Here is a 20,767-nt window from a genome sequence, read left to right on the forward strand (position 1 = left end):
AGCAACTTAGATTGGGCAATTACTTAATGTTAATTACTTTTGATGCATGATCACAGTAGCACTACACGGCGCGGAGTTTTTTGCATACCACGGCTTTTACGCCGAAGAGCAGGTAATAGGCAATAAGTTTTTGGTAGATGTAACGGTACAGTTTTTACCGCAGGGCGATTTAAACGGCGACGAAATGACCAATACCGTAAATTACGAGCACATATACAAAATATGCTGCGAAGAAATGAAGCATCCCCGAAAGCTCATAGAAACCGTAGCCCAGGCTATTGCAGACAAAATTAAGGCAGACTACCCCTTCGCCGAAACCATCACCCTAACCCTCAAAAAGCAAAACCCACCCATGAAAGGAAAGGTGGAATATTCAGCAGTGACGATTACGTTATAATGTGCAGATTTTTTGATGTGCAAATGTGCAGATGATTTTCGGATGTGCAAATTCATTGATGTGCAAATATGCAGATGTGCAGATAATTGATTGATCAGTTAATTCATTTCAACATCAAAAGATCATCTGCACATCTACATATCCGCACATTTGCACATTAAATAAATCAATTCGTATTTAAAATCAACGGTGGTTCATCGTATTCTATCATTTTTTGGCGTTGCTCTTTGGGGATAGATACCGATTTGTTGGCCGAATAATCATAGCTGATACAAACGGTTTTCCCTGTTGTGCATACCTCATCGCCGTTGGGCGTGTGTTTTACCAGTACGTGCATTACATCAAAACTGCTGTTGCCTATGCGGGTAGTGCGCACATAGCACGATATTTTATCGTTAATGGTAAGCGGTTTCAGGTAATTGATCTCCGAGCGACCTAAAATGACCCCGGCACTGGTCCAATCCCAGCCGATGGCATCGCGCCAGTAGTTTGAACGGGCTATTTCAAAGTAGGTAAGATATACCGCGTTATTAACGTGTCCGTACGAATCCATATCCGAAAAGCGGATAGGGATGTCGGTTTTGTATTTATATAATGATAGTTTTTCAGGCATAAAATGTCAATTTGTCTGTATTAAATAAAGAGAACGGACAAAATGACCGTTGATTCTTGTAAAAACGGGGTTGGTACAAGAGTTGAACAACCCTCCACGAAGTTAATAAAAAGATAAAAAACTTAGGAGGATATAACAATGACTTTAGTAAAATTTGCAAACGGACACAACAAACGCGCTGTAAACCCATTTTTTAGCGACGTATTCGATTCATTAATTAACGATTCATCTATCATCGGTCGCGGCCCAGCCGTTAATATTGCCGAAACTGAAAACGAATTTCATATCGAATTGGCTGTACCCGGTTTGAAAAAAGAAGATTTTAAAATTAGCCTTGATAAAAATGTATTAAGCGTTGCTGCTGATAAAAAGGTAGAAAATGTGGAAGAAGGCAAAAAATACAGCAAACGCGAATATAGCTACAATTCTTTCAGCAGGTCATTCACCTTGCCAGAAAGTGCAGATCACGCCAAAATTGAGGCCGACTACACTGATGGTATCTTAACCCTGAATGTACCTAAAAAAGAAGAAGCTAAAATTCAATCAAGAGAAATTACTATTAAATAATAATAGTAACAAAGAGTGTTTTCATAATAAGTTGGTTTGATGAAAAGGCCGTTTCCGCAAGGAACGGTCTTTTTTAGTTACTCATAATACATCATTACGAGTTTACCAATTCAATGGACTTTTATGACTCAATGACGCATGTTAATTGTTTGATAATTAAATATATGAAAATTTATAATGGGGAAAACAAGGCAATCTCTTCGGAGATAGATTGGCTAAATAGCTAGTAAAATATGCATTTCTCTAATTCTTTGTATATAGCCATATCTTCAGTTATTAATAAGGAAAGATTTTGCTTAAACACATCTGGATTGATGCTTGTAGTAATACCACAAAAATTCTTGATCTTATTAACCTCATCTTTGATATGAATATCAACAATATTCGTTACAAGCTTATCGTATTCAAGTTCATTAAATATCTGCCCCTTTTCGGTGCAATATTTTATTAATACCTCTTTATCAAAAATATAGTTTTCAATTTCCCAACGAATCAAGACCCTATGCGATTTAGGATTGTTTTGTAAATACTCATATCTTTCTTGTTGTGAGGTTGGTTTACCTGATGAGATATCTCGATCTTTCAGAACAAGTATATCAATCTCAGAAAAAACCTTTGATAGAAGTGCAATAGCAATTTCACTGCGTTGGTCTAACTCCGTATTGCCTCCACTTGAAATAAATAATGTATCATGGTACTTTTCATTGAATATATTATTATAAACTTTGGCATCTAAACCTTTTTCTTCGCCATAAGTTCCGGGTTTATCTTTACCTTCACAATATATTAGCTTTTTGGGGCTAACTAATCCTGTTAAATCAGCTAAGGCTGTTTCAAAAATACTACTCCAATTGCCTCTTGTTTTTTTCATTGAAGTTAGCACATGAGTGCTTGCAGCCCAATCTATATCAGGTTTAAATTGAATTATATCACATTCATCTTTCAAATCCTCTTGCAGTGCCCTTAAAAGTCCAATGCTATGAGTTGCAACCCAAATTTGACAATTAGGCCCTATTAGTCTATTTATTTCAATGAAAAGATTTTTTTGTATGGCAGTATTTATGTGTAATTCAGGTTCATCGAAAAGAAAAATGGTATCATTATACTCATCTTGTCTTAAATAAAGATCAAGTAAAATATCAACTACTTCTTTCTCTCCTGATGATAAAAAATTAAACTCAAAGGAATTTTGATAGTCGGGTTTTTTAAAGAATAATGTTCCTTCACCCGCTTCTATATCTCCAATACTGACTATTTCTAATTTTAAACAATTTGTAAGAGAACTGTTTAAATCGCTTATTATTTTTGCCTTTGCTTCACTTGGTTTGCAATCTTGTTGATGAAGGAATTTATTAAATTTAATATATAGCCGTCTATAGTTATTTTCCATTTTATCATCAATGTCGATTGATGCAGAAGCTCCATAATTATTCAATCTTATTTCTGGAATTGCTTTTGATTGATCAACTTTTAAATTGGCATTATAGCGATATGGACTCCTAAAAGAAAAGATTGTATTTTCCAACCCCGATGCCAACTTTTGTTCTTTTATTGTATAAAAAGTGCCTGGAATGTCGAAATCAATTAATATATTCCTGTAATCATAATTGTGGATTTTATTTAATGAATGAAAATCATATCCTTTTCTGCCTTTTTCACCAATAGTAAGAAAAGCATTATTAACAAATAACATTGCATCAAACACACTGCTCTTGCCGCACCCATTAGGTCCTACTAAAGCTATGATACGCTTGGGATTTTCGCCTAGATCAATTGTTAAATCATGAAACCTTTTATATCCATTTTTTAATTGAATTTTTTTAATCTTCATCAAATTGTGTTTAGGTTGTTCAATAAGTATGAATCTATTAGTAATATACTTTCCCCAAAGATTGCTTCTTGAGTCAGTGGTGCTCGGGTTAGATATGGAGCCTAGCTGCGCATATTAATATACTGCAATGGCTGCCCGAAATCTTCAGTGCGGCAAAGGCTTATTACGGCTTGCAGGTCATCAATCTTTTTGGCTTGTACACGTACCTGGTCGTCCATAATGGATGCCTGTACTTTAAGGCCGCTGTCTTTTATCTTTTTTACTATCTTTTTGGCGGCCTCTTTATCAATGCCTTCCTTAACCTTAATTTCCTTACGAATCATATTGCCCGACGCGTAATGCTCGTCGCCAAAATCAAGCGCTTTGGCATCCAGTCCCTGTTTAATCATCCGGCTGATGATGGCATCCTGAATAGCTTTCAGACGCATATCATCTTCGGTAACAATAGTAATGGCGTTGGTTTTCTTATCCAATTCAACGGTGCTTTTTGAATCGTTAAAATCATAACGGTTTAAAATTTCCTTTTTCGCGTTGTTCATGGCGTTATCAAGGGTTTGTCCGTCTATCTTGCTTACAATATCAAATGATGGCATAATGGTAGAATTTAAAAAGTACAAAGCTAATGTAAACAATGTATTTATTTAACCTGTATAATATAAAATACGTACATTAACTAACCTACTGCTTCATGATGAGTTAATATTAACTTAACAAATAAATAAGCACATTTGTGAACGCCGCTGTAAAGCGGTGTATTTTTATATGGATACCAAACGCATACCATTAGTAAACAGGGAAATAAGCTGGTTGTATTTTAACGACAGGGTGTTGCAGGAAGCTGCCGATCCAACCGTGCCTTTGATTGACAGGATCAGGTTTTTGGCTATATTTTCTTCAAACCTTGATGAATTTTACCGCGTAAGGGTAGCAACACTCAATCGTTTAGCCAACCTGAACGAAAAATCGAAAGAAATACTGGGCTATAATCCTAAAAAGATTTTAAACCAGATAAAAAATATTGTAGTAAAGCAGGAACGTAAGTTCAACAACCTTTACGAAAACATTATTGTAAAGCAGCTTGCCGAAGAAAAGATCTTCCTGTTGGACGAAAAGCAGCTGAACGTAACCCGCGGTACCTTCGTTAAAAATTACTTTCGCGAAAAGCTGCTGGCTACACTGGTGCCTATTATGCTGGAAGACGGCGCCTTGCTGCCCGAATTGCGCGACCGTGCCGTATATTTCTTTGTAAAACTTACCAAAAATAAAAAATCGCGCTATGCGCTGATCGAATTTCCTGATAACCTTTCGAGGTTTTTGGTATTGCCCGAAACCAATAACCTGAAATTTATCATCCTGCTTGACGATATTATCCGTTATAGTTTGGAGGATATCTTCTTCATTTTCGATCATGATTCCATTGAGGCCTACTCCATACAGCTTACCCGCGATGCGGAGCTTGACCTGGATAAAGAGGTAAGCGAAAAATTTGTTGATGCCTTAGCTAAAAGCTTGCAGAAACGCAAAAAGGGTAAGCCGATGCGTTTGCTGTATGATACCGATATGCCGCTGGATATGTTGAACCATTTGGTGCAAAAAATGGGACTGAACGGCGAAAGCTTAATTCCGGGTAACCGATACCATAACTTTAAAAACTTTATATCGTTCCCTAACGTAGGCAGACCCGAACTGGAATATGCCCGTAACCCACAATTAGCGGTTGACGATCTTTCGTTCGGTAAAAGCTTAATGAGCATGATAGCTAAGAAAGATTACATGGTGAGTACGCCATATCAGTCTTTCGATTATATCATCCACTTTTTACGCGAAGCCGCTATCGATCCGAAGGTAAAAGAGATCAGTATCTCGGTATACCGTTTGGCCGAAAATTCGAGGGTAGTGCACGCGCTAATTAATGCCGCTAAGAATGGTAAAAAGGTGAACTGCCTGGTTGAGTTGCGCGCGCGTTTTGATGAGCAAAACAATATTTTTTGGAGCGGCAGGCTCGAAGAGGAAGGTGTAAACGTGGTTTACGGTGTGCCGGGCTATAAGGTACATTCAAAAATATGCCTGGTTACCCGTACCGAAAAAGGGAAGGCGGTGCATTATGCCTGTCTTTCAACCGGTAACTTCAACGAAAAAACGGCGCAGATTTATGCCGATCATACCCTGTTCACCATGAACCCTAAAATAACTGCCGACCTGGTAGATGTATTTAAGGCATTGAACAAGAATACGTTGCCAAAGGGCATGAAGAATTTGATTGTATCGCCGATAGATTCGCGCCCGGCAATATACAAGCTGGTTGATAATGAGATAAAGAATGCCAAAGCCGGTAAAAAGGCTTACATGATACTGAAAATGAATAGCCTTGCCGATGAACAATTGATAGGCAAGTTATACCAGGCCAGTAACGCGGGCGTTAAAATACAATTGATCATAAGGGGGATGTGCTGCCTGGTTGCAGGTATGAAAGATTACAGTGAAAATATCAGCGTAATTAGTATTGTTGATAAATACCTGGAGCATGCCCGTGTACATATTTATTGCAATGGCGGTAAAGAGCTGATCTACCTTACTTCGGCCGATTTTATGAGCCGTAATATTGATAACAGGGTAGAGGTTGGTTTCCCTATTTATGATGAAGCTTTGCGCAAGGAAGTAAGGGATATGATAGATCTTCAATTGTTGGATAATACTAAATCGCGCGAGATCTCGGCCACAAATTCAAATAAATACCATAAAACAAAATCGGCCACGCCACACAGGGCGCAGGTAGAAATTTACGATTACCTTAAACATAAAAACAAATAATTACGTGAGATACGCTGCTATAGATATAGGTTCAAACGCGGTAAGGTTACTTATTGCTGATATTACTGAGAATAACAATTCTATTTCCTTTAAAAAGAACACCATGATACGGGTGCCCCTTCGCTTGGGCGACGATGCTTTTTTGAATCAGCATATTTCTGATAAAAAAGCGGGCGATCTTATTAAAGCTATGCAGGCTTTCAGTAATTTAATTGACGTATACAAGGTAACCGAATACATGGCCTGTGCTACATCGGCTATGCGCGAAGCCAAGAATGGCCCCGAAGTAGTTAAGTTGATCAAAGAGAAAGCCAACATCAACCTCGAAATAGTACATGGCGCTACCGAAGCCCGTATTATTTACAACAGCCATGCCGAGCAAACTATCGACAAAAGCCGTAACTACCTGTATATTGATGTAGGTGGCGGCAGCACCGAACTTTCATTGTTTTCGGCAGGGGAGTTGCTTGCTTCACATTCGTTTAACTTAGGTACCATCCGCATTTTGGATAACCAGGATAAAGAAGAAACCTGGGATGAAATGCGCGATTTTATCCGTAAACATACCAAAGGCCTTAAGGATATTGCAGGTATAGGCACGGGTGGTAACATTAACAAAATATATAAACTATCCGAGCAAAAGGATAAGTCGCCATTGGCATTCACCAAGCTGAAATCGCTGTATAATTACTTAAACTCATTTTCGCTGAAAGACCGCATTAATGTGCTGGGCTTAAACCAGGATAGGGCAGATGTAATTATCCCGGCCTGCGAAATTTTTATGACCGTGATGAAGACTGCCGGTATCAAAAATATCTATGTACCAAGCGTGGGTATGGTTGACGGTATTATTCAAACACTTATAGAAAAGAACTTCCCTGATGCCAGGTGAAAAAAATATTAAGAAATTACAAAATAATTATAAAACTGTTCTTATATTTGTAGTGCCCTTCTCATAGGGCATGTTTTTCATAGGTAGATGTAGGGTCGGGTACTTGTATTCGACCCTTTTTTATGCCCTCAACTTTTATCCCTCCCGTTTTGTTATACTTGCAATTATGAAGAAAAAGATAGTGGTTGCCATTACCGGTGCCAGCGGCGCTATTTATGCTAAGTTATTGTTAGATAAGTTGCAGCAGCTCAGCAGCCAGGTGCAGGAGGTAGGCGTTGTAATATCTAACAACGCTAAAGAGGTTTGGCGTGTGGAGCTGGATAATGAGGATTACAATAACTATCCCTTTAAATTTTATAGTAAAACAGATTTTAACGCGCCGTTTGCATCCGGTTCGGCAAGGTTTGATACCATGGTGATCGTACCGTGCTCTATGGGTACGCTCGGCCGCATAGCAGGCGGAATATCCGACGACCTGATTTCCCGAGCTGCAGATGTAATATTGAAAGAGCGGCGCAGATTGATACTCGTAGCCCGCGATACGCCCTTAAACCTCATCCATATCCGTAATATGGAAACCGTTACCCTTGCCGGTGGTATAATTTGCCCGGCAGTACCCTCATTTTACAGTAAACCCCAAACCATAGAAGAAGTAGCCATGACGGTAGTAAACCGTGTAATAGACCTCATTGGTTTGGAAAATGAAAGTTATAGGTGGAGCGAACAATAGTTAGTCAATAGTTAGTGGATAGTAGTCAATAGTTAGTGGATAGTAGTCAATAGTTAGTTAGTTAGTTAGTTAGTTAGTTAGTTAGTTAGTTAGTTAGTTAGTTAGTTAGTTAGTTAGTTAGTTAGTTAGTGCCGGATGGCAGGGAGCAGCTTTCAAATCATCAAAACCCTTATAACCAAAAGAGCCCGATAAATTGTTATCGGGCTCTTTTGGTTATTGTTTTATTTAAACATCGTGTTTAACAAGTGAAGCTATCTCTTCTTTTGAAAGCGGATGGTCTTCATCGTGTTTTACACCTCTTAACCTGTCTTTAAGCCTTGTGCGTATCAGGTACATACATGGCACCAGTATCAGGGTAATAATGGTTGCAAAACCCAAACCAAATATCATTGTCCATGCTAATGGTCCCCAAAAGGCTACGTTATCACCACCAAAGTGGATGTGAGGTTTGAATTCAGTGAATAGGCCCACAAAATCGATATTGAAACCTACAGCCAAAGGTATTAAACCTAATATGGCCGCTGTTGCGGTTAATAACACCGGTGTCATCCGGGTACGCCCGGCTTCAACTACGGCATCGTGTAAGCTCATACCTTGTTCAAGCAACAGATCGGTAAACTCAACCAGTAGTATACCGTTACGTACCACCACACCGGCAAGCGCGATAATACCAATACCTGTCATTACAATAGCCATTGTCATACCAAATATAGTTACCCCCAATAGTACACCGATTATACTAAAGAATATTTCGCTGATAATGATCAGCGTTTTACCTATCGAATTGAATTGCATCATCAGGATAACCAATATCAAACCAAATGAAGTTAACAACGCCCCACCAAGAAAGGTAACTGCTTCCATTTGATCTTCCTGGCCACCACCCTGACGTATAATTACATTGTCGGGCTTTTTAAAATTGTTTACTGCTCTTAAAATATTAGCATTAACCTCGTTGGCATTGTAAGGCTTAATTACGTTTGAACCCAAGGTTAATACCCTGCGCTGCTGTTTACGCTTAATGTTACTAAATGTGTTGGTATAACGAATATCGGTAAAGGCGGAAATAGGCACCTGACGTATAGCACCACCTGTTGCCATATCGCGATAGGTGATTTTTAGATTTCGTAATTCGTCAATATTTCCGCGCTGCTCTTCAAGTGCTCTAACTTTAATTTGGTAATCATCCTCCTTCGTGTTACGGAAATCAGCTGCTTTGGCTCCGAAAATGGCCGTAGCAAGATTTTGTGTGATTTGCCCGGTTGATATGCCTTCGCGGTTCGCGCGTTCACGGTCAATGTCAAATACAACCTCGGGTTTATCATTCTGCACGTCGGCTACAAGGTTTTCTATACCCGCAATATTTTGTTTCTCCAGGTAAGCTTTTAAACGGTTTCCCGTTTTAACCAATGTATCAATATTATCACCTATAATTTCTATACTGATATCCTTTTGTACCGGCGGACCGCTGGCTTCTTGTGCAACCGCGATAGTAACGCCAGGTACTATATTTTGTAACTGGTTACGAATATCAGCGAGTATAGGCTTGGTATCTTTACTATTACGTTTGCCAAACTCTACAAAAGCTACTGTCACCTTACCACGGTTCTGATAATCACCCTGATCTTCATCCTGTGGGTCGGTAACGCTTTTGGTAACGTTTGAAATGATTGACGAAACGATATCTTTATTCGGTTCAACTATTTTTGCAACGCGCTGCTCAACCTTGCGTGTTACCTCATTAGTAGTAGCCTGATCGGTACCGATAGGCATAGTGATGTAGATATACGCGAAGTTAGGATCGCCCGAAGGAAAAAACTCAGGTGTTTTACCAAAAGTGGCCGTTAAAAATATCGCCAGTACAAACAAACCTACTGTACCTAACAGCATGGTAACCGGGCGGCGTACAGCGCGATCAAGCCATTTGGCATACCAGTTTTGAAACTTTGGCCACGAGTTTTTTTGGAATCTGTCAATGATTTTTAACAGGAAGAAGTGATTGATCAGGTACAGTACAATAAAGAGTACCATTAGGTTACCGAAACCAAAGTTTAGCAAATAACCAATAACTGTAAAACCAACCAACCAAAGTAATGTGCGTTTGGTAGCTTTGTCAAACTTAGGATTTTCATGTTCACCATCGTGGTGAGGCTTCATAAAGTCAACCGCGAATACAGGGTTCATGATATAGGCTACAACCAATGAGGCCAGCAAGGTGATGATCAGCGTAATAGGCAGGAAGAACATGAACTCGCCGATGATACTGTTCCAGAACGCCAGTGGAATAAATGGTGCAAGCGTAGTCATGGTTCCTGAAAATACCGGGAGGAATACTTCACCTGCAGCCATCTTCGCAGCTTCTTTAATAGGCACCTTACCGTTATTAAATATACGGTGTGTATTCTCTATCACCACAATAGCATCATCCACCACTATACCCAACGCGAGCAGGAAGGAGAACAGAACTATCATGTTCAACGTAAACCCTATCCATGGCATTACCAGGAAGGCGATAAAGCACGACAATGGTACCGACAGTGCCACGAAAATGGCATTAGTGGTACCCATAAAAAACATCAGTATGACGGTTACCAATATAAAACCAATAATAATCGTATTGATCAGGTCGTTTAGTGTTGTACGTGTTTTGTCCGATTGATCGCCTGTAACGGTAATGTTCAATCCTTTAGGGAAGACAGATTTCTGTTTTTCTTTTATCAGAGCATTTATCTTGTCAGATGCCTCTATCAGGTTTTCACCGGCTCTTTTACTAACATTCAGGGTAATAACGTTCTTAAACTTATCCTGATCAGGGGTTTTTAAACGGGCATAGCTCTCTTGTTCTAAAAATGAATCTTTTACCTGTGCTATATCGCGCAGATATACAGCCTGACCTTTGGGGTTACGAATAACCATCTCGGCAACTTCGTCGGCGTTCTTGAAATCCTTTTTTATATCGATACTACGGCGTACACCATCAGTTTTGATAGTACCGGCAGACGCCAGGATATTTTCTCCACCTATTGCCCTTGTAATATCATCAAAAGTGATCTCGGCGGCCGACATTTTATTCAGGTCAACATTCACCTGTATTTCAGGAGTTAATGCACCAATTTCATCAACTTTTGATATTTCCTTATAACCCTCTATTTCATCCTTTAACAGATCGGCATATTCTTTAAGTCTTTTAAGATCGTAATCTCCGGAAAGGTTTATGTACAGAATAGGCAGATCGGACACGTTAATATCAGACACCGTTGGCTCTTTAAAATTATCATCATTCTGCGGCAAATCCTGGCGTGCTTTATCAACAGCATCCTGCACATCTATCTTAGCATCTTTAACTTTAATGTTAGCGTTAAATTCGGCTGTAATGATAGATACGTTTTGCACCGAGTTAGAAGTTACTTTCTTTAAGCCCTTAAGCGATTTAAGCTTTTTTTCAATTTGCCTGGTAACTAAATTCTCCACATTTTGCGGAGATTGCCCCAGGAATTGTGTAGTTACAAAAACTTTGGGCACAGCTATATCCGGAAAATTTTCTTTCGGCAGGTTGTTATAGCTTATCAGTCCAAGTGCCGTGATCATGAACATGAGCACATAAATGGCTGTTTTATTATCAATGGCCCAGCTTGAGGGCGCAAATTCTTTTTTGAGATCTTTCATAGTTAACAGATCAGGATACGTTAATTAAATTGCAGATTTTGAAGCCTTAATTTTGTCACCATCCTCAATATCGGCGGCGCCTTCGGTCACTATCTGATCACCTGCTTTTAAGCCTGATAAAATTTCGGTTTTACCACCGTAGGTAACCCCCGCTTTAATAGCATTACGTTTGGCGATACCGTTTTGGTTAACATAAACATAATCGCCCTCCTCCGAGCGTTGTATGGCTTTTACCGGGATGATAATAGCGTTAGCTTTTGTATAATCTGCAATCTTTATAATCGCCGTCATGTTTGGGCGTAATGTTTTGCGCTGAGGCAATTTTATTTCAACACCAAAACTGCGGGATGTAGGATCAATAACCTTTGCCGCAAAGGTTACAGTGGTAGTCAGCGAGTCGTTAGCATCAGGCACTAATATTTTAACCTGATTACCTGTTCCCACACTACCTGAATATGATTCAGGCACATCGGCCTTAACCTTCAGTACATCGGCATTCACTATTCTGATGCCGGTTGTACCCGGTTGCGCAACCTGCCCCAGTTTTAGATCCATCTGGTCTATCGTTCCGCTTATTGGCGAAACTATGCGATACATATCCGATTGCTCACGTAATGCTGATAAAGCTTTTTTGTTGGCTTGTAAAGTGGTTTGAGCTTGTAGAAATTGCACTTCAGTGCCGATCTTTTGATCCCATAGCGCTTTTTGACGATTAAAAAGCGTTTGGCTAAGATTTACCTGTGCTTCAGACTGTGCTATATTTTGGCGTAACACATTATTATCTAATTGAGCTAATATTTGACCCTTTGATACATGCTGACCAACTTTTGCATAAATAGCAGTGATTGTACCCGGAGATTGTGGGTAAGCAGTAACGTTATCCTGCGCGTCAATTTTACCTTGTATTTGTACAAAGTTGGTAAATTTGCCTGTTACCACGTCTATAATTCCTACTTCGGTGGTCTTCGCTGAATCTGTGCCGCCCACTTCACTTTGTAGCTTAGCTATTTTAGTATTCAGATCTGCCTGTTGTTTCTGTAGTTCGGCCAGTTCGGCTTTTTTATCTTTCGGTGCGCTTGAGCATGCTGCCAAAAACACTAATGAGGTGATGTATATATAATTTTTCATTTGTTATATTGTAATGTGATTGTTTAGTTAATACGTCCGTATGCTTTATCAAGATCAACCTTGCTTACCAGCACATTGTAAAGGGCTTGTATATAATCGTTATTGGCTTGCTCTAATGCAGTTTGAGCTTGCGAAACCTCAATGCTTGAGCCTACACCCTGCTGATATTTAATGCGCGATACCCGCAGTACTTCCTGCGCCAGTTCTCGACTTTTAGTTTGGTTATCGAGCGAGTGTACACCATTTATATATGTCACATTAGCTGAACTTGCCTGTAACTTAAATCCATTAACCGCGTTGTGCAGGTTGTTTTTGGCCTTTTCAACCTCTATAAGTTTTTGCTTTAATTGATTACTGCGTTGTCCGCCGCTGAAAATTGGCACGTTAAGAGAAAAACCAATATAGTTGTTGGTATAAAACTTATCGAACAAATAGCGCCATTGGTTTTCTTGGAAAACACCCTGATAGCCCCCATTGGCAGTTAGCGTTGGTAAAAACTCAGCCTTTTTTGCTTTAGCATCTAATTTGTTAAGGTCTATTTGGGTTTGCAGTAAACTGTACTCAATACGGTTGCGGTAAAATGCAGTATCAGCAGCATTTTCCGCCACATTTTTGTTAAGGTCGATATTCTCAAGCTTATCCTTCAGTATCAGTTCTGTTTCTATCGGCATTCCCATTTGAAACTTCAGCATCTGGTTGTTCAACGTTAAGGCGCGTACGGCATTATCACGATTGGTTACGAGGTTATTATATTGTACCGATAAACGGTCAACATCAATCTTTTCTACAAAACCCTGTTTGTTTTGCGCGGTAGTTTCGTCAAGTTGTTGTTTTAGCTGTTTAATGTTGGCATCAAGCAGTTTGATCTGCTCGTTGCTCACCAGTACCTGATAATAAGCCTTGGTAACATTCACATTTGTTTCAATTTTTGAACGTGTTAAACTACGTTGCGATAGTTCTTTAAATACCTTTACTGCCTGTAAACCAACAATGAATGTACCGCTAAACAGTAGCTGTGTTGCAGTTATAGTATAATTATTGGTGTACTTAATAGGGCCGAAAGGGAACTGCACCAAACGAGCATTCGGATCAATTGATTGCCCGGGCTGTAATCCGATAAAGTTAGGACCAACACTAACAGGTGGTTTTAAAAAATCCTGGAAAGTAACTGAGCCGTTGATTTGCGGCAGGCCCTGCCCGATGGTTTCTTTTACCCTGTAGCCGGCACTTTTAACATCCAGCGCGGCATTCTTTACCGAATCCTGGTTTTCATAAGCATAGTTGATACAATCCTGCAAACTGAAACTGTAGGATGTAGCTACCGGGGGCGTTGCCTGCTGCGCGAAACCGCTAAGCGCGGTTAGCCAAAGCAACGTGGTTAGTAATATTTGTTTTGTATTCATGTATATATTGTGAGGTTGTGTGTTTTTTAGTGATTGACGTATGGTTTATTTAGCAAGTTACAAGCTCAAAGAAAATGCTTCGGTTTGACAGCCCTGTGTCAGCAGTTACTTTATTCATCATTTTTGTTTATATATTTATTTAGTAATTCGTGCCCTTGCATGGTACATATCCCGAAAGTGAAATGCTCCAACAACTGGTACTGTACTTTCCATGTATTAAACTCGGCCACCGGGAATATCAGCGTATTAAACCCGAACTCCACCTGATGCACCCGCATGCGCGCTATAATGCGCACATCAATTTCGGGGCGCACATAGCCTTGTTCTTTGCCTTTGGTAAGTAGCTGCTCCAATGTTTTCATTAGTATATCCACCTTGAAATTCTGAAAATACGTCCAGGCATCGGGGTGGTACTTCTGCATATCATGTATCACAATAGGGTTTATGCGCGAAAAAACATCTTCAGACGCCTTCATCATCCCCACCAATTCTTCTATCGCGTTGCCATCAGCGTTAATGAGGCCGCAAATCTGGTCTTCGTCTTCCTGTAGCTTGCGTTTTACCAATGCAGTAACCAGTTCGTTCTTATCCTTAAAGAACTGGTAAATGGTTTTTTTCGACATACCCAGCTGTTTGGCTATATCGTCCATCGTTACGCTCTTTATCCCTGCCTTTAAAAAAAGCTCTTCGGCTCCTGTTAAAATCCTGTCTGTCTGTTCCATTGTGTCGCCACAAAACTATGGAAACATTTTTTGATTTCAAAGTTTCCATTAATACAAAAGATATTAACAGATGTGCAGATGATGTATGAGGACGATCGCCCATTGTTTAACATCTGCACATCTGCTAATTTGCATATCTGCACATCAATCCCTCATCTGCACATCTGCACATCAATCATCTGCACATTCGCATATCTGCACATCAAAAACTATCTTTGCAAAAATTTTAAAGAACTATGCACTTAACAGCTTTATCAGCAATATCACCTATTGACGGGCGCTACCGGAACACAACTGCCGGTCTTGCTGAATATTTTTCTGAATATGCCCTTATCAAGTACCGTGTATTTGTTGAGATAGAATACTTTATCGCATTGTACGAGCACCCGCTGCCGCAACTGCAGGATTTTGATAAAGGTCTGTCGGAAAAGTTACGTGACATTTATAAAAATTTCAGCGAAGCCGATGCCGAAAGCATCAAAACCATCGAAAAAACTACCAACCACGATGTTAAAGCCGTTGAGTATTTTATTAAGCAACAGTTTGATAATCTTGGCCTTGAGGCTTACAAAGAGTTTATCCACTTCGGTTTAACTTCGCAGGATATTAACAATACAGCCATTCCATATACTTTTAAACTGGCACTTACCGAAAGCTATCATCCGGCCATTACCGAGCTGGTTAACACGCTTAAAGGTTTTGCTGCCGATTGGGAGCATATACCTATGCTGGCCCATACGCACGGGCAACCGGCATCACCAAGCCGTTTGGGTAAGGAAATACAGGTATTTATTGAACGTTTAGAGAAACAACTTGCCTTACTACAGCAGGTGCCTTATTCGGCTAAGTTTGGTGGTGCTACGGGTAACTTTAATGCCCATAACATCGCTTACCCGACTATCGACTGGAAGGCCTTCGGCAATCACTTTGTAGATAACATTTTAGGATTGAGCCGCTCGCAGTATACTACGCAAATTGAGCATTACGATAACTTTGCCGCGCAATGCGATGCTTTGAAGCGCATCAATAATATCCTGATAGATCTTGACCGCGATATGTGGACCTACATATCAATGAACTACTTTAAGCAGAAAATTAAGGCAGGTGAGGTAGGCTCATCGGCCATGCCGCATAAGGTGAATCCGATTGATTTTGAAAATTCGGAAGGTAACCTGGGTATTGCTAACGCTTTATTTGAGCATTTGGCAGCCAAATTGCCTATATCAAGATTACAACGCGACCTTACCGATTCTACCGTGCTGCGTAACATTGGTGTACCTGTTGCGCATACGCTGATCGCTATAAAATCTACTATTAAGGGATTAAACAAACTGTTGCTTAACGAGGCTGCCATCAACGCGCACCTGGAAGCTAACTGGGCTGTGGTAGCAGAGGCTATACAAACCATTTTGCGTCGCGAAGCATACCCTAACCCTTACGAGGCATTGAAGGAGCTAACCCGTACCAACACACAGGTTAACGCGCAAACAATAGCTGAATTTGTGGATACCCTGCAAGTAAGCGACAGCGTTAAAGAGGAAATCAAACAGATCACGCCGTCAAATTATACAGGGATATAAGTCACCTATAGGTCATAACTAAATTAGTGTATACTACTAATTGAAATCCTGTTTAAATTTGTTTTTAATATAAATAAGAAAAGATGAACATCAACGTATATACTGAATCTACACCAAACCCGGCAACAATGAAGTTCATTGTGAACAAGTTGCTGATAAACGGCAGTGTTGACTACGCGACAAGAGATAGCGCCGAAGGCTCTGCTTTTGCTAAAGAGTTGTACAAATTTTCGTTTGTTAACGGTGTGTTTTTTGCAAGTAACTTTGTTACCGTTACCAAAACTGAAGATGCAGACTGGAACGATATTGAGCCGATACTAAAAGAGTTTGTAAAAGGCGCGGTAGAATCCGAGCTGTCTGTACAAAAAGAAGAGCAACAGGAAGTTAACTTTGAAGGTACCGATACTGAAGTTAAAATTCAGCAAATATTACATGATTACGTTCGCCCGGCTGTAGAGCAGGATGGCGGCGCTATTTCATACCGCTCATTTGATGAAGGTGTGGTAACAGTTGAACTTCGCGGTTCATGCAGTGGTTGCCCGTCATCTACCATCACCCTTAAAGCCGGTATTGAAAACCTGCTGAAACGTATGGTGCCTGAAGTTACCGAAGTGGTATCAGAAGCATTATAAAATATACACGAATTACACGAACCTGTTTGGTGAATACCAATTTCACTGATGAGTAGGTAAATAACACAAAAGAGGCCGTTACTTAGTAACGGCCTCTTTTGTGTTATTATAGGAATATTATGTGTTGTTTTCTTAGTGCGTAAACTTAATCCTGTTAGTGAAATTCATAAACACCAGGCAAGTTCGTGTAAATCGTGTTTATTATTTAAAGTACTTCTGAATATACCCTAACATATCCTCTGTTATTTTACCGTTGGTAGCCAACAGTTCGCGGGTTTCTATGCATTCGTCGCCGCCTTTAAAATTAACAACGGTACCGCCTGCCTGCTTTACTATCACTATACCGGCAGCCACATCCCAGGCGTTAAGGTTATACTCATAAAACGCCTCAAAGCGCCCACAGGCTGTATAAGCCAAGTCAACAGCTGCCGAACCTAAACGGCGCAGGCCATGGCAATTACGCATCAGGTCGGCAAAGAGTTCAATATAGATATCTTGCTTGCCGAAATCATAATACGGGAAACCGGTTGCCAGTAAACTCTTCTCTAAAGTGGGGGTATTGCTTACTTTTATTTCTACTCCGTTAAGGTATGCCGGCGCACCTTTCCAGGCGTAAAAACATTCATCCATATTTACTTCGTAGATGATGCCTGCTACCAGTTCGTCATATTCTTTTAGCGCTATGCTGATAGAAAATACAGGCAAACCATGAATAAAATTGGTCGTGCCATCCAGCGGATCAATGATCCAGTTATAACGTTCGCTTACTTTAGTGCTTGTTTTTTCTTCGGTAATAAAACCCGCTTCGGGTAATATGGCTTCTAAACCGGCAACTATTTTTTGCTCAGCTGTTTTATCAACGTACGATACCAGGTCGTTAAGGCCTTTGTATTCAATTTTATCGGCACTAAAAGTTTTACGTTCCTGCCTGATGAATTCGCCTACCTGTTTTGAAAGCTCAACTACCTGCTTTACTATTTGCTCCATAAATGTTATTGCTGAATGTTTAACAACCTACTTATGCCGTAGCCGCCTTTTTACGAAAGTTTGCCGATACCAATACCAACCCGCCTAATACCAATATTAATGAGATCATTTCGGCCTGGGTAAATGAAATGCCTGCAACGTGGTACTTGGTATTTACACGTATCAGTTCGATAAAGAAACGTTCTAAGCCATTTAATATCAGGTAAATTCCAAAGAATACTCCCGGTACTTTGATACGATCGCGGATGCTCCATAAAAACAGGAACAACAACAGGCATACGATGCACTCATAAAAAGAGGTTGGGAAAACAGCGTCTTTAAGTTCGTAACAGAACTTGCCTACGCAGTTGGGGATGGGGTTATTATGATCTACCTCGTTTACGTTATGCGGAAATTTGAAGGCCCACATCCAATCGGGAGCCCAGCTTAACCAGCCCGGTTTAGGCGCGTTGTTTACAATACCCCAATCACCATCGCCCGACATTTGGCAACCAATACGGCCAACAGCGTACGCGAGCATCATGCCCGGTCCGCCAATATCAAGCATGGTTAAAGGCTTTATGCCATGCTTATTGGCTATGTATAATACTGCTGCGCCGCCGCATATTAAGCCACCGTAAAAGGTTAAGCCGCTGAAACCTATCAGCATCCCAACAGGATCGGCCATAAATTCGCCCCAATTTTCGAGTGCGTTAAACAGCTTTGCACCGGCGAAACCGAATACAGCAGCCCATAACAGGATGCTGCCCATCAGGTCGTGCGTTGGCATTAATACCCTTTTTGTTACCGGTTCGGCTAAGCGTTGTTTTTTATTTTCGGCATAAGCCCAATAAGTTATACCTGCGGCAAATATGATACCGCCAAGCAGGTTACCACGCGACGATAGGATAAAGGCCTGTGTATCGTTAACCAACTCGCTGTAGTGTAAAGCGGCATCAATTAGTTTGTAACCTAATATAAACCCGAATATGGCATTACCCAATAATTCGCCGGTTGTGATGGCCTGGCCAATGGTAACTGTTTTTTCAAACGGATGTATTTCGCCCAGCTTTTCGCGGCGTTGAAACTCTTTGGTAAAAGCCCAGTAAGCGGCCATAAAAGCAAGCGCTACAAAAAAGCCGAAAGTTTGTATAGGCAATGGAATATCAAGCCCGGTGAAGTATTTTATCAGCGCGGAGATAGTAGGGAACATAGGCAGTAATTTGTGGGACGAATATATACTTTAATGCACTAATATTTCTTCGGCTTCTGTAATTTCTACATCACCGTCGGATGAAATATTTGTTAAGTATACTTTCTTTAATTCATTAACCAAAACAGGATCGTATTTGGCTTTCACTTTCACGTAGTTACGGGTAAAGCCGTGCATATAGCCTTCTTTAATATCACCCTCAAACAATACCTCTTCGGTTTTATTCAGCTGAGTTTCGTAAAAGGCACGGCGTTTTTTCTCCGATAATATATGCAGCATTTTGCTCCTTTCGGCACGGGTTGAGCCCGGTACCGAACCGGTCATTTCGGCAGCTAATGTGTTTTCACGCTCCGAATAGGTGAACACGTGCAGGTATGAAATATCAAGATCGTTCAGGAAATTATAAGTATCGACAAAATCTTCGCGGGTTTCGCCGGGGAAACCGACGATCACATCTACACCGATGCAGCAATCGGGCATTATGGCCTTAATTTTAGCTACACGGTCGGTATATAAATTACGTTTGTAGCGGCGGCGCATCAGCCCCAATATCTTGTCAGAGCCTGATTGCAGCGGGATATGAAAATGCGGTACAAACCTTTTTGAAGTAGCCACAAAATCAATGATCTCGTCGGTTAGCAAATTGGGCTCGATGGATGAAATGCGGATGCGGTCGATACCTTCTACCTCATCAAGCGCCTTTACCAAGTCGAAGAACTTATCTTCGCGCTGACCATTGCGGATACCGAAATCGCCCAGGTTTACACCTGTAAGTACAATTTCTTTTACGCCTGAAGCGGCAATATCAGCGGCCTGTTTCAATATATTTTCAATGGTATCGCTACGGCTGGCGCCACGTGCAAGCGGAATGGTACAAAAGGTGCAAGAATAATCACAACCATCCTGAACCTTCAGGAATGTGCGGGTACGATCGCCAAATGAATAGGCAGGCACAAACTGGTTAGCTTCAGATACAGGCTGATTTAAAACCAGTGCCTTTGGCTTTTTGGTAAGATCGGTAATATGATCAATGATCTGGAATTTTTCGGCAGCACCCAAAACCATATCAACGCCTGGTATTTCGGCAATTTCCTTTGGTTTCAGTTGCGCGTAGCAACCCACAATAGTTACATAAGCATTAGGCGAAACCTTCAGGGCTTCCTTAACTATCTTTTTACACTTTTTGTCAGCATTTTCGGTAACAGAGCAGGTATTGATCACAAATACATCGGGCGTATCGGTAAAATCCACAGTACTATAACCCGCCTGACTAAACATGCGACCAATACTCGACGTTTCCGAATAATTAAGCTTACAGCCCAGTGTATAAAATGCTACCTTCTTGTTCATTTTTTGCAAGCTGCAAAGATAGAAAATTTGATTGAATTGTTAATTACGTTGATTAACTGATGGTTTGGCTAATGTAAAATTTAAGGTTGGGGTTCAAAAGAGTACAAACAACTCACCCCGACATCGCTTCGCTTGTCACCCCTCTCTCCGCAAGCGGAAAGAGGGGAATATACGTATTATTTTATTCAGCCCTCTTTACGGCAAAGCCGTAGAGGTACTGTCTTTAAAAGCAAATAATATTTAATAATTTTGATCATTCAATGAGG

At 40.5% G+C, this 20,767-nt stretch carries 17 protein-coding genes; 7 read left to right on the top strand and 10 right to left on the bottom strand.

Annotated elements, in window-relative coordinates:
- The first annotated feature begins 46 nt into the window (after window positions 1–46).
- A complete protein-coding gene (gene folB / locus AC07NA_RS23835; RefSeq protein ID WP_494900347.1) occupies window positions 47–397 on the top strand; it encodes a dihydroneopterin aldolase in 351 nt (116 codons plus the stop codon).
- A gap of 166 nt (window positions 398–563) precedes the next feature.
- Here folB and AC07NA_RS23840 read toward each other — a convergent pair whose 3' ends face one another.
- Window positions 564–1,010: an acyl-CoA thioesterase gene (locus AC07NA_RS23840; protein ID WP_345213014.1), complete on the bottom strand. Its 447-nt coding sequence runs from the start codon at window positions 1,008–1,010 to the stop codon at window positions 564–566.
- Window positions 1,011–1,148: 138 nt separating this feature from the next.
- On the opposite strand from AC07NA_RS23840, the gene AC07NA_RS23845 reads away from it, so the two are divergent.
- On the top strand, window positions 1,149–1,577 hold the full coding sequence (locus tag AC07NA_RS23845) for an Hsp20/alpha crystallin family protein (protein ID WP_345213015.1): 429 nt from the start codon (window positions 1,149–1,151) through the stop codon (window positions 1,575–1,577).
- 223 nt (window positions 1,578–1,800) lie between these two features.
- Here the strand turns inward: AC07NA_RS23845 and AC07NA_RS23850 are convergent, their stop codons facing one another.
- Together AC07NA_RS23850 and AC07NA_RS23855 are read right to left on the bottom strand one after the other, a co-directional pair.
- Window positions 1,801–3,408: an AAA family ATPase gene (locus AC07NA_RS23850; RefSeq protein WP_494900348.1), complete on the bottom strand. Its 1,608-nt coding sequence runs from the start codon at window positions 3,406–3,408 to the stop codon at window positions 1,801–1,803.
- A 101-nt stretch (window positions 3,409–3,509) separates the two neighbouring features.
- The gene (locus AC07NA_RS23855) at window positions 3,510–4,001 is read right to left on the bottom strand and encodes a YajQ family cyclic di-GMP-binding protein (protein WP_494900349.1); all 492 of its coding nucleotides are present in this window, start codon (window positions 3,999–4,001) and stop codon (window positions 3,510–3,512) included.
- A gap of 169 nt (window positions 4,002–4,170) precedes the next feature.
- On the opposite strand from AC07NA_RS23855, the gene ppk1 reads away from it, so the two are divergent.
- The 3 genes from ppk1 (at window position 4,171) to AC07NA_RS23870 (ending at window position 7,841) form a co-directional block, all read left to right on the top strand.
- Window positions 4,171–6,219, top strand: coding sequence for a polyphosphate kinase 1 (gene ppk1, locus AC07NA_RS23860; protein ID WP_494900350.1), 2,049 nt, complete (start codon window positions 4,171–4,173; stop codon window positions 6,217–6,219).
- 4 nt (window positions 6,220–6,223) lie between these two features.
- A complete protein-coding gene (locus AC07NA_RS23865; RefSeq protein WP_345213018.1) occupies window positions 6,224–7,111 on the top strand; it encodes a Ppx/GppA phosphatase family protein in 888 nt (295 codons plus the stop codon).
- A 166-nt stretch (window positions 7,112–7,277) separates the two neighbouring features.
- Complete coding sequence (locus tag AC07NA_RS23870) at window positions 7,278–7,841, top strand: UbiX family flavin prenyltransferase (RefSeq protein WP_494900352.1); 564 nt, start codon at window positions 7,278–7,280, stop codon at window positions 7,839–7,841.
- 225 nt (window positions 7,842–8,066) lie between these two features.
- Here AC07NA_RS23870 and AC07NA_RS23875 read toward each other — a convergent pair whose 3' ends face one another.
- The 4 genes from AC07NA_RS23875 to AC07NA_RS23890 all read right to left on the bottom strand — a co-directional run bounded on the left by AC07NA_RS23875 (window position 8,067) and on the right by AC07NA_RS23890 (window position 14,760).
- A complete protein-coding gene (locus AC07NA_RS23875; RefSeq protein ID WP_494900353.1) occupies window positions 8,067–11,507 on the bottom strand; it encodes an efflux RND transporter permease subunit in 3,441 nt (1,146 codons plus the stop codon).
- Window positions 11,508–11,531: 24 nt separating this feature from the next.
- A complete protein-coding gene (locus AC07NA_RS23880; protein ID WP_494900355.1) occupies window positions 11,532–12,635 on the bottom strand; it encodes an efflux RND transporter periplasmic adaptor subunit in 1,104 nt (367 codons plus the stop codon).
- A gap of 23 nt (window positions 12,636–12,658) precedes the next feature.
- Window positions 12,659–14,038 (bottom strand): TolC family protein, encoded by a 1,380-nt coding sequence (locus tag AC07NA_RS23885; RefSeq protein ID WP_494900356.1) that lies wholly within the window; start codon window positions 14,036–14,038, stop codon window positions 12,659–12,661.
- A 110-nt stretch (window positions 14,039–14,148) separates the two neighbouring features.
- Window positions 14,149–14,760, bottom strand: a complete 612-nt coding sequence (locus tag AC07NA_RS23890) for a TetR/AcrR family transcriptional regulator (protein WP_345213023.1) — start codon at window positions 14,758–14,760, stop codon at window positions 14,149–14,151.
- A 236-nt stretch (window positions 14,761–14,996) separates the two neighbouring features.
- On the opposite strand from AC07NA_RS23890, the gene purB reads away from it, so the two are divergent.
- Both purB and AC07NA_RS23900 read left to right on the top strand, forming a co-directional pair.
- Entirely contained in the window at window positions 14,997–16,340 is a 1,344-nt protein-coding gene (gene purB / locus AC07NA_RS23895) for an adenylosuccinate lyase (protein WP_494900357.1), read from the top strand.
- A gap of 83 nt (window positions 16,341–16,423) precedes the next feature.
- Window positions 16,424–16,972, top strand: a complete 549-nt coding sequence (locus AC07NA_RS23900; RefSeq protein ID WP_345213025.1) for a NifU family protein — start codon at window positions 16,424–16,426, stop codon at window positions 16,970–16,972.
- A 201-nt stretch (window positions 16,973–17,173) separates the two neighbouring features.
- Here the strand turns inward: AC07NA_RS23900 and AC07NA_RS23905 are convergent, their stop codons facing one another.
- Genes AC07NA_RS23905 through mtaB form a run of 3 tightly spaced genes read right to left on the bottom strand, consistent with a single transcriptional unit; the run spans window position 17,174 to window position 20,501 of the window.
- Entirely contained in the window at window positions 17,174–17,959 is a 786-nt protein-coding gene (locus AC07NA_RS23905; RefSeq protein ID WP_345213026.1) for an inositol monophosphatase family protein, read from the bottom strand.
- 31 nt (window positions 17,960–17,990) lie between these two features.
- Complete coding sequence (locus tag AC07NA_RS23910; protein WP_494900358.1) at window positions 17,991–19,151, bottom strand: prolipoprotein diacylglyceryl transferase; 1,161 nt, start codon at window positions 19,149–19,151, stop codon at window positions 17,991–17,993.
- A gap of 30 nt (window positions 19,152–19,181) precedes the next feature.
- Window positions 19,182–20,501 carry a tRNA (N(6)-L-threonylcarbamoyladenosine(37)-C(2))-methylthiotransferase MtaB gene (gene mtaB / locus AC07NA_RS23915; RefSeq protein WP_494900359.1) on the bottom strand — a complete coding sequence of 440 codons (1,320 nt, stop codon included), beginning with the start codon at window positions 20,499–20,501 and terminating at the stop codon, window positions 19,182–19,184.
- Window positions 20,502–20,767: the final 266 nt, after the last annotated feature.

It is taken from the genome of Mucilaginibacter sp. GW821-FHT07G05 (genome assembly GCF_059418565.1).